This window comes from Nitrosospira sp. Nsp13, from assembly GCF_900101945.1.
GTDB lineage: Bacteria > Pseudomonadota > Gammaproteobacteria > Burkholderiales > Nitrosomonadaceae > Nitrosospira > Nitrosospira multiformis_D.
In genome coordinates, this window is sequence record NZ_FMVD01000008.1 from 133,813 (window position 1) to 143,582 (window position 9,770).

General features: G+C 51.2%; 12 protein-coding genes and 1 tRNA gene. All 13 read right to left on the bottom strand.

Features of this window, described 5'->3' with window-relative positions; genetic code table 11:
* Positions 1-60: 60 nt before the first annotated feature.
* On the bottom strand, positions 61-1,338 hold the full coding sequence (gene nuoF / locus BLO43_RS10995; protein ID WP_090907112.1) for an NADH-quinone oxidoreductase subunit NuoF: 1,278 nt from the start codon (positions 1,336-1,338) through the stop codon (positions 61-63).
* Positions 1,335-1,811, bottom strand: a complete 477-nt coding sequence (nuoE, locus tag BLO43_RS11000; RefSeq protein WP_074631690.1) for an NADH-quinone oxidoreductase subunit NuoE — start codon at positions 1,809-1,811, stop codon at positions 1,335-1,337. Before nuoE ends, nuoF begins: the two co-directional genes overlap by 4 nt.
* Before the next feature lie 54 nt (positions 1,812-1,865).
* Entirely contained in the window at positions 1,866-3,119 is a 1,254-nt protein-coding gene (locus tag BLO43_RS11005; RefSeq protein WP_074631689.1) for an NADH-quinone oxidoreductase subunit D, read from the bottom strand.
* 27 nt (positions 3,120-3,146) lie between these two features.
* Positions 3,147-3,764, bottom strand: coding sequence for an NADH-quinone oxidoreductase subunit C (locus tag BLO43_RS11010; RefSeq protein WP_090907113.1), 618 nt, complete (start codon positions 3,762-3,764; stop codon positions 3,147-3,149).
* A 7-nt stretch (positions 3,765-3,771) separates the two neighbouring features.
* A complete protein-coding gene (locus BLO43_RS11015; RefSeq protein WP_074631687.1) occupies positions 3,772-4,251 on the bottom strand; it encodes a NuoB/complex I 20 kDa subunit family protein in 480 nt (159 codons plus the stop codon).
* A 4-nt stretch (positions 4,252-4,255) separates the two neighbouring features.
* Positions 4,256-4,612, bottom strand: coding sequence for an NADH-quinone oxidoreductase subunit A (locus BLO43_RS11020; protein WP_074631686.1), 357 nt, complete (start codon positions 4,610-4,612; stop codon positions 4,256-4,258).
* Between the two features lie 90 nt (positions 4,613-4,702).
* Positions 4,703-4,787: transfer RNA gene (locus tag BLO43_RS11025), tRNA-Leu, on the bottom strand.
* Positions 4,788-4,869: 82 nt separating this feature from the next.
* The gene (gene secG / locus BLO43_RS11030) at positions 4,870-5,220 is read right to left on the bottom strand and encodes a preprotein translocase subunit SecG (RefSeq protein WP_090907114.1); all 351 of its coding nucleotides are present in this window, start codon (positions 5,218-5,220) and stop codon (positions 4,870-4,872) included.
* An 18-nt stretch (positions 5,221-5,238) separates the two neighbouring features.
* Entirely contained in the window at positions 5,239-5,994 is a 756-nt protein-coding gene (gene tpiA / locus BLO43_RS11035) for a triose-phosphate isomerase (RefSeq protein WP_090907122.1), read from the bottom strand.
* 290 nt (positions 5,995-6,284) lie between these two features.
* A complete protein-coding gene (pstB, locus tag BLO43_RS11040; protein WP_074631683.1) occupies positions 6,285-7,094 on the bottom strand; it encodes a phosphate ABC transporter ATP-binding protein PstB in 810 nt (269 codons plus the stop codon).
* Complete coding sequence (gene pstA / locus BLO43_RS11045) at positions 7,088-8,014, bottom strand: phosphate ABC transporter permease PstA (protein WP_074631682.1); 927 nt, start codon at positions 8,012-8,014, stop codon at positions 7,088-7,090. The genes pstB and pstA overlap by 7 nt, the downstream gene beginning before the upstream one ends.
* 102 nt (positions 8,015-8,116) lie before the next feature.
* Positions 8,117-9,049 carry a phosphate ABC transporter permease subunit PstC gene (pstC, locus tag BLO43_RS11050; protein WP_074631681.1) on the bottom strand — a complete coding sequence of 311 codons (933 nt, stop codon included), beginning with the start codon at positions 9,047-9,049 and terminating at the stop codon, positions 8,117-8,119.
* A gap of 542 nt (positions 9,050-9,591) precedes the next feature.
* On the bottom strand, positions 9,592-9,770 hold a 179-nt coding region (locus BLO43_RS11055), incomplete at its 5' end, for a NapC/NirT family cytochrome c (RefSeq protein WP_175443935.1).

Genomic DNA, 9,770 nt, shown 5'->3' on the forward strand with positions numbered 1-9,770 from the left:
ATTAATCGCGAATAGACGCAGCTAAAAAAGAAAGGCAATTTTTTATCCATGCTTATGCGGTTACACCATACATCTCTTGTGTTCAATATGGTAAGCAAACTCGTCCCGGAAATGCTGAATCATGGCGCGTACCGGCATGGCGGCCGCGTCACCCAGTGCACAAATGGTTCGCCCCTGAATATTGTCAGCAACATTGTTGAGCAGATCGAGATCTTCCATCCGCCCCGTGCCGGTTTCAATTCGATGCACCACACGATAAAGCCAGCCGGTTCCTTCGCGGCAAGGTGTGCATTGACCGCAGGATTCCTCAAAATAAAAGTATGACAATCGCTCCAGCGCTTTTACCATGCAGGTGGTGTCGTCCATAATGATGACAGCGCCGGAACCCAGCATGGAACCGGCTTTGGCAATGGAGTCATAATCCATGTCGGTCTGCATCATGATGTCGCCGGGCAACACCGGCATGGATGAACCTCCGGGAATACATCCTTTCAGTTTTCGGCCGCCACGCATGCCGCCCGCCATTTCCAGGAGGGTGGCAAACGGCGTACCCAGCGGCACCTCATAGTTACCAGGCTTGTTGACATGACCTGACACCGAGAAAAGCTTAGTGCCACCGTTGTTGGGTTTGCCCAGCTGCAAAAACTTCTCGCCACCGTTGCGAATGATCCAGGGCACTGAGGCGAATGTTTCGGTATTGTTAATGGTGGTAGGTTTGCCATAGAGTCCGAAGCTCGCCGGAAAGGGGGGTTTAAAACGCGGCTGGCCTTTCTTGCCTTCCAGCGATTCGAGCAGCGCGGTTTCCTCGCCACAGATATAGGCGCCATAACCATGATGGTTGTATAACTGGAAACTGAAGTTGGAGCCCAGAATGTTATTCCCCAGATATCCCGCGGCACGCGCTTCGTCTACTGCTTCCTCCATGCGCTCATAGGTATCCCAGATTTCGCCATGAATATAGTTATAACCCGCCTTGATACCCATCGCGTAGGCGCCGATGATCATGCCTTCTATCAGGATGTGTGGATTGTGACGCATGATATCCCGGTCTTTGAAGGTGCCCGGCTCGCCTTCGTCGGAATTGCATACCAGATACTTATCGCCCTCGTACTGCTTGGGCATGAAACTCCATTTCAACCCGGTCGGAAAACCCGCGCCACCACGTCCGCGCAATGCGGATTTCTTGACTTCCTCGATGACTTTCTCAGGCGGAATTTTCTCGTCCAGAATTTTTCTCAGCGCGGTGTACCCGTCGCGCTGCTCGTAATTTCTAAGCCGCCAGTTCTCGGGATCCGATGGATTCAGTCCCGCCAGCAATACCTGCGTAGGCTGGGTCATTTGTTCAGCTCCTCCAGCAATTGGTCGATACTGTCGTTGGACATGAAGCTACACATGCGTTTGTTATTCACCAGGAGCACAGGCGCGTCGCCGCATGCCCCCATGCACTCGCCTTCCTTCAATGTAAATTTTCCGTCGGCGGTGGTCTGATTGAAACCGATACCCAGTTTTTGTTTGATATGGGTCGCCGCATCGTTGGCGCCGGAAAGTGCGCAGGGAAGGTTCGTACAGACGGTAAGCTTATGTTTACCCAGTGGCTGAAGGTTATACATGTTGTAGAACGTCGCCACCTCATACACGGCTATCGGCGGCATGCCAAGATAGCGGGCAATGAAATCCATGGTTTCATTAGCCAGCCATCCTTTCTCATCCTGCGCGATGGCGAGCGCCGACATTACCGCCGACTGTTTTTGATCGGCGGGATATTTGGTGAGCTCATGGTCAATTTTTTTAATGGACTCAGGGCTTAACATGTCAATTTGGCTGCTTCACTGTCTATCTGGGTAACGGTCAATGGATCTGTCTGTTTATCTGTCGATTTCACCAAATACAATGTCTTGCGTACCGATAATGGCCACCACATCGGCGATCATATGTCCGCGCGACATTTCATCCAGCGCCGCCAGATGGGGAAAGCCTGGTGCGCGAATTTTAAGCCGGTAAGGCATATTGGCGCCATCCGATACCAGGTAAATGCCGAATTCACCCTTGGGGTGCTCAACCGCGGCGTAAGCCTCACCCGGCGGCACATGAAACCCCTCGGTAAAAAGCTTGAAATGATGAATCAGCTCTTCCATGTTCTGCTTCATTTCAACGCGTGCCGGTGGCGCGATCTTGTGGTTGCCGGTTATGACGGGTCCCGGGTTCTTACGCAGCCATTCGACACACTGCCGGATGATACGGTTGGATTGACGAAACTCTTCTATTCGCACCAGATAACGGTCATAGCAGTCGCCGCTGACACCGACCGGTATATCGAAATCCATCCGGTCATAAACTTCATACGGCTGTTTTTTCCGCAAATCCCATTCCACACCCGAACCGCGCAGCATCGGACCGGTAAAACCCAGGGCCATGGCACGTTCGGGCGAGACCACACCGATGCCTACCAGCCGCTGTTTCCAGATACGGTTGTCGGTTAGCAGTGTCTCATATTCATCTACATAGGTAGGAAAACGATTGGTAAAGTCTTCGATGAAATCCAGCAGCGAACCACTACGGTTCTCATTGAGAATTTTGGTACTTTTTTCGTTGTGGATTTTCGACGCCTGATATTGCGGCATTGAATCCGGCAGATCCCGATAGACGCCACCAGGACGGTAATAAGCGGCATGCATTCTGGCACCCGAAACCGCCTCGTAACAATCCATCAAGTCTTCGCGGTCGCGGAAGGCATAGAGAAACACGGTCATTGCGCCCACATCCAGCGCGTGCGCGCCCAGCCACAATAGATGATTGAGTATGCGTGTGATTTCATCAAACATCACGCGAATATATTGCGCACGTAAAGGTACTTCAAGTTGAAGCAGCTTCTCAATGGCCATTACATAGGCGTGCTCATTGGACATCATGGACACGTAGTCCAGCCGATCCATGTACGGCACTGACTGAATGTAGGTTTTGTATTCGGCCAGCTTTTCGGTCGCACGATGCAGCAGGCCGATGTGCGGGTCGGCACGCTGTATGACTTCGCCATCCAGCTCCAGCACCAGGCGCAACACGCCATGCGCCGCCGGATGCTGCGGACCGAAATTCATGGTGTAGTTGCGTATCTCAGCCATATTTAAGAAATCCTCTCCACGGAGATCTCATTCGCTATCCCCATAATGCTCTTCGCGGATTACGCGCGGCGTGATCTGGCGCGGTTCAATGCTGACCGGCTGGTAAATTACTCGCTGCTGGTCGGGATCGTAGCGCATCTCGACATTTCCGCTTAACGGAAAATCCTTGCGGAACGGGCTGCCGATAAACCCATAGTCTGTGAGAATGCGACGCAAATCGGGGTGACCCGTAAAGACGATGCCGTAAAGATCAAATGCCTCGCGCTCGAACCAGTTGGCGGATGGCCATATGCCAATTACCGAATTCAGAACCGGGAACTCATCGTCATCGGCGAATACCTTGACCCGCAACCTGCGGTTATGGCTGATGGAAAGCAGGTGATAGACGACAGCGAAACGTTTGCCCTCCCAGCCGTTCCCGGAGGGAGATTCGGAACCATAGGCCGAATAATCCAGACCACATAAGTCGGCGAGCATTTCAAAACCCAGATCCGGATGATCGCGCAAAGTCTCCATTGACCATAGCATATCCACGGGAGATACCGTGATCGTTAATTCGCCCAACCGTTCGCTGATGCTGCCAAGCTTATCGGCCAGCACATTTTGAAGGCAAAGGGCGAGCGTTTCCAAGCGGGAGGAAGACATAGTTAACTCAGCGGGCGATGGTATTGGTGCGGTGGATCTTGTTCTGGAGCTGGATAATGCCGTAGAGCAATGCTTCCGCCGTTGGCGGACAGCCGGGAACATAGATATCCACCGGCACGATACGGTCACAACCCCGCACAACGGAATAAGAATAATGATAATAACCGCCACCGTTGGCACAGGAACCCATGGAGATTACCCAGCGCGGCTCAGCCATCTGATCGTAAACTTTACGCAGTGCGGGCGCCATCTTGTTGCACAATGTGCCGGCAACAATCATCACATCCGACTGACGTGGGCTGGGCCGAAAAACGATGCCGAAACGATCAAGATCGTAGCGTGAAGCGCCCGCCTGCATCATCTCCACGGCACAGCATGCGAGGCCAAAAGTCATCGGCCACATGGATCCGGTTCGTCCCCAGTTAATGACATTATCCAGACCTGTGGTAACAAAACCTTTTTCCATTACGCCGCCGTTAGTACTCATAGCATTAATCCCATTCCAGAGCACCTTTTGTCCATTCGTAAATAAAGCCAACGACAAGGATGCCAAGAAAAACCATCATGGCGACAAAACCGAACATGCCGATCTCATTCAACACCACCGCCCATGGAAACAGAAAGGCGATTTCGAGATCGAATAGAATGAACAAAATGGCAACCAGGTAATAGCGTACGTCGAACTTCATGCGCGCATCTTCGAACGCTTCGAAACCACACTCGTAGGGTGAAAGTTTTTCGCTATCGGGTCGATTGGGAGCGAACAGCCAGCCAAGCGCCATGGGCACCACACCGACGGCAAGGCCGATGAGAATGAATAGCAGGATAGGAAAATAATTTTCGAGCATCGATATTATCAAAAATAAAGAACTAGAAACCAGGTTACCATTTATGCTCTACGCATCTGTTTACTCTGATTCTCAGCCCTATCCCATAATTGGTGCCGACGGCGAGACTCGAACTCGCACAGCTTTCGCCACCGCCCCCTCAAGACGGCGTGTCTACCAATTTCACCACGTCGGCGGCTTAACTTGAGTTCTAGTCAGAGGCGCAATTTTATTAGAACGCAGCTTTAATTAATTGTTCAATTAACTCATCAGAAATGTTATTTCGGTATTTCAGTGGCCTTGGAGGCTTCTCCTTCAGCAGGAGCTGCCGGGGCCGGCTCTACCGGCTTGGCTGATTGAACCGGCACCACTTTGTCCATAACCCCTCCTCCTTCTGTCTTGTGGCTGGAAAGATAGGTAAGCCCGAGACTGGTGATAAAAAATACCGCAGCCAACGCCCCTGTTGTCCTGCTCAGAAAATTTGCTGAACCACTGGCACCGAATAAACTTCCCGACGAGCCGCTGCCAAAGGCGGCTCCCATATCGGCCCCTTTGCCATGTTGCAATAAAACCAAAACAATTACAGTAATGGCCGTCAGTACATGCACTACCCAAATAAGTGTTTCCAACGCCTACTCCAAAATGAGTTAATTATTTGCCGCCCGGCAGATCGCAATGAATTCATCGGCAACAAGCGAAGCGCCGCCAATCAATCCCCCGTCAATATCCGGCATGGCGAATAGCTCCTCAGCATTATTTGCCTTGACGCTGCCGCCATAAAGAATCTTTAACCCGGCAGCCACTTCGGGACTGTGAGCGGCGATTCTATCGCGAATGAAGGCATGCACATCCTGGGCCTGACTGGGTGTAGCAGTTTTCCCGGTTCCGATAGCCCATACCGGCTCATAGGCCAATACCGATTGAACCAGCGCATTGATGCCCGCTGATTCAATAATTGCATCCAGTTGTTCCGCCACCACTTGCTCGGTAATGCCAGCCTCACGCTGATCCAGCGTTTCACCAACACATAGGATGGGTATCAAGCCGGCCGCTTGAGTCGCTTTGAATTTAAGCGCCACTGTACGACTATCTTCACCATATAATGCGCGCCGTTCCGAATGACCGGCAATAGCATAACGACAGCCGAAATCCATCAACATGGCCGCCGATACCTCACCCGTATAAGCGCCTTTGTCATACTGGCTTACATTCTGGGCACCCCACTGGATAGGCGTGTCCCGCAGCAATGTTTGCGTCTGAGCGAGGTAGGGATAAGGCACGCATACCGCAAAACCGGCGTTACGCAGGGCTGCCGTTCCCGCAACGATTGCGCCCAGCAAGTCCTGATTCTGTGCCATTCCGCCATGCATTTTCCAGTTGCCTGCAACCAGCTTCGAACGCATAGCCATCATCGCCGCCTTTGTCCTTAAAAGCAGCGAATGTTACCTGTGAATGGGTACCGGGTCAATCAGAAGGCAAGGGATACCGCCCCGAATAAAGTTCGAAAATACTAAAAACAGTGGATGAGAATGGAATGGCTGGAATGAAGGGTATTGATCCCCTGTGATTTGCAGGAACGGGCGCTGAGAACCGTTCATGTGCATCGCAAGATATTTGTAATATAAATAATATCTTCCGCGTTTGATATTTCTTATGTCGAGAACGCTAGAGCGGTTACCTGTCGGATTTAGGTTCAACCAAAACGACCGGTAATATAATCTTCCGTCTGTTTATTTTTAGGCTTGATGAAAATAGTGTCGGTCACATCAAATTCGATGATTTCACCCAAATACATATAGGCGGTGTAATCCGATACACGCGCCGCCTGTTGCATATTGTGAGTAACGATGAGAATGGTAACCTTATCTTTCAGGTCAGCGATAAGCTCTTCAATGCTGGCGGTGGCGATAGGATCAAGCGCCGAAGTAGGCTCGTCGAATAAGAGGATTTCAGGATCCGTGGCGAGCGCCCGGGCGATACACAGACGTTGCTGCTGGCCACCCGAAAGATTGTAAGCAAGCTGTTTCAAACGATCTTTCACTTCGTCCCATAATGCCGCGTCGCGCAATGCCTGTTCCACCTTCTCATCCAGCACCGCGCGCTGCCTTACTCCACGCACTCGCAGGCCATAAGCCACATTCTCGTAGATGGATTTTGGAAATGGATTGGGTTTCTGAAAGACCATACTGACACGCATTCGCACTTCGATCGGATCCACGTTACGGGAAAGAATATTGACGTTATCTGGGTGCAGAATAATCTCGCCTACATAACGATTCCCTGGATAGAGGTCATGCATACGGTTGAAGCAGCGAAGATAAGTGGATTTGCCACAGCCGGACGGACCGATCAATGCGGTGACCTGTTTTTCATGCAACGTCATGTTAATGTTTTTAAGCGCGTTAAATGCGCCATAATAAAAACTCAGATCTCTGACTTCGGATTTGCACGGAATCGGTGTGATATCCGCAACGGAGTTGTCTCGCGGGAAATTCTCTACCATTTGATATTCTTTCGCATGCGATAGCGCAAATAAATGGCTAACGCGTTCATGGTGAGCGTCATCACTACCAGAACAAGTCCCGCCGCCGCTGCGTTGGCCTGAAATTCTTCCTCCGGCCGCGACACCCAGTTAAACATCTGGATCGGCATCACTGTGAATGACGCCATCAGCCAATCAAAAGACAAAAAGGGAAATTCCGCTGTTATCGGGGACGGCGGCAGGAATGCGATGAAAGTCAGCGCGCCAATGGTGATGATGGGCGCTGTTTCTCCAATCGCACGAGCAAGACCGATAATGACGCCCGTCAAAATACCGGCTGCGGAATACGGAATAAGATGATCAGAAACAGTTTGCCACTTGGTTGCCCCAAGTGCATACGCACCCTCGCGGATAGCCACGGGAATCGAACGTATAGCCTCACGGGTTGCAACGATCACAACTGGCAGGATCAATAGTGCCAGCGCCAGGCCCGCCGACAAAATGCTCTGGCCGAATCCCAACTGATGCACGAACAGGCTCAACGCCAACAGTCCATAGATAATGGACGGCACACCTGCAAGATTGGTCACATTAATTTCAATAATCTCGGTGAGGAGGTTTTTAGATGCATACTCCTCCAGATAAATGCCCGCTCCAATACCCATCGGCACGGCCGCCACCGCCGTCACCATCATGACCAGCGTCGTTCCGACCCAGGCGGACAATATACCCGCCGAACCCGCGCGGCGCGATGGGAAAGAACTAAAAAAATCCCATGACAAACGCGGCATCCCGTCGATGAGCATGCGGGAGAATAATGCCATGAATGTCAGTATCGCAATCATCAGCACGAGTACCCCGATAATCATAAAAATGAGATCCCAAAGCTTATGACGTGCGATGATGGCACGAATCTCGTTCAGGTTTTTTTCATCTCTCATCAACCGGATCCGGGGAAAAATCAGTGGGGTATATTCATTAGAAGACCGCAAATCAAGCGGCAGAAAAAACCCGGCTGGTTAAATACATAATTCCTATCAGGCTCAATAAATCTCGCGATACCGCTTGCGTAGCAGGTGGCCAATAACATTGAATACCAGCGTTAATAGCAGTAATGTAAGTCCGGCGGCAAAAATGGTCTGATAGCCAATGCTGCCATGGGGCAGATCGCCCAAGCTTACCTGCACAATATAGGCGGTGATTGTGGCCGCTGGCTCCATTGGATTCCATGTGAGGTTCGGCTGCATGCCGGCAGCTATCGCCACCACCATGGTCTCTCCTACCGCACGGGAGATACCGAGAATATAGGCGGCGGCAATGCCGGAAAAAGCGGCGGGCATCACTACCCGGATAGCGGTCTGGAGTCTCGTGGCGCCCATCGCATAGGAGCCCTCGCGCAGGTGCATCGGCACCGCACGCATGGCGTCCTCCGCCATGGAGCTGACATAGGGAATAATCATGATGCCCATCACCAGACCGGCGGAAAGCAGACTGAAGCCGGGTAACTCGGGGAAAATTTGTTGCAGCAGGGGTGTGACGAACAGTAACGCGAAATAACCGTAAACCACCGTTGGCACACCACCCAGCAGCTCAAGAAATGGCTTGGCGATTTCACGCACGGCAAAAGGTGCGAATTCGGAAAGATATATGGCAGTTATTGTACCCATGGGGATCGCTACCGATAGCGCCACAGCGGAACTCACGACGGTCCCGGAAATCAACGGGAGTATGCCGTAGTGCGCATCGTCAAACAGCGGTGTCCATTGGGTATCGGTGAGAAAATCCCAGAGCGGAACGTGTTCGAAAAACACAAACGACTCTTTCACCAGCATCACCACGATGGCGATCGTAATTGCAACTGAAACAAACGCCATCAGGAATAGTGTGGCCTCAATGAAACGTTCACCCAAGTGACGACTGTAACTATACCCAAGTTTTCCGGGCTGATTGGTATCAGTGGGAGACTCCGTGGTCACAAACAAATGCCTCAGTAAAAGTTGGGTTTTTCGAGGAGGCTAGATATTACGATGGATATGTTACAGTCTCGTGACATTGACAGTCTCGTGACATTGAGAGAAGCACTAACCTGAAATCCATCTGAGAGCTAATAAATAAGAAGATTAAATCAAAGAAGTGACCAAAGATCCCTTTTCGACAAAATTGTGAATTGTTATGAAGCCATCTGATTTACCGCTAAAACCATCAGTCACTCACAGGCAAGCCAAGTCTCTCCGATGATCCAGGTATTCACAAAATCTCTGATTAATTTTTTAATAACACTCGACCAGCGTCATACGGTATGACGAGTTGCCGACTCATTGAAAAACTTCAAGTAAGCTGAATATTGACTGCGTGTAGCATCCGCAGCACCATCAGTACGGATACACCGCGTTGGATTCCGGGCAAAGATAGACATCAACACGTGGCAACGCAGAGTTACATGCGGCCTGCCATTACCGGGAAACCGCATCTGGACTGATAAACCTTATCCATTAAGCCGGAATACTGTCAGGCCGAATCATCCCTCCTCTTCTTCCTCCTCCTCGTCGTCCTTATCCTTCTTTTCAGGCTTGAGGACCATCTTGCCTTCCTTGCGGCTGGAATTGAGGTCGGTCTCGGCGACTTCCTTGTGCACCAGGTTCTGATGGCAGTCGATGCAGGTGGCCCCTTCGGTCTCCATCTTCTTGTGCGCGGCCT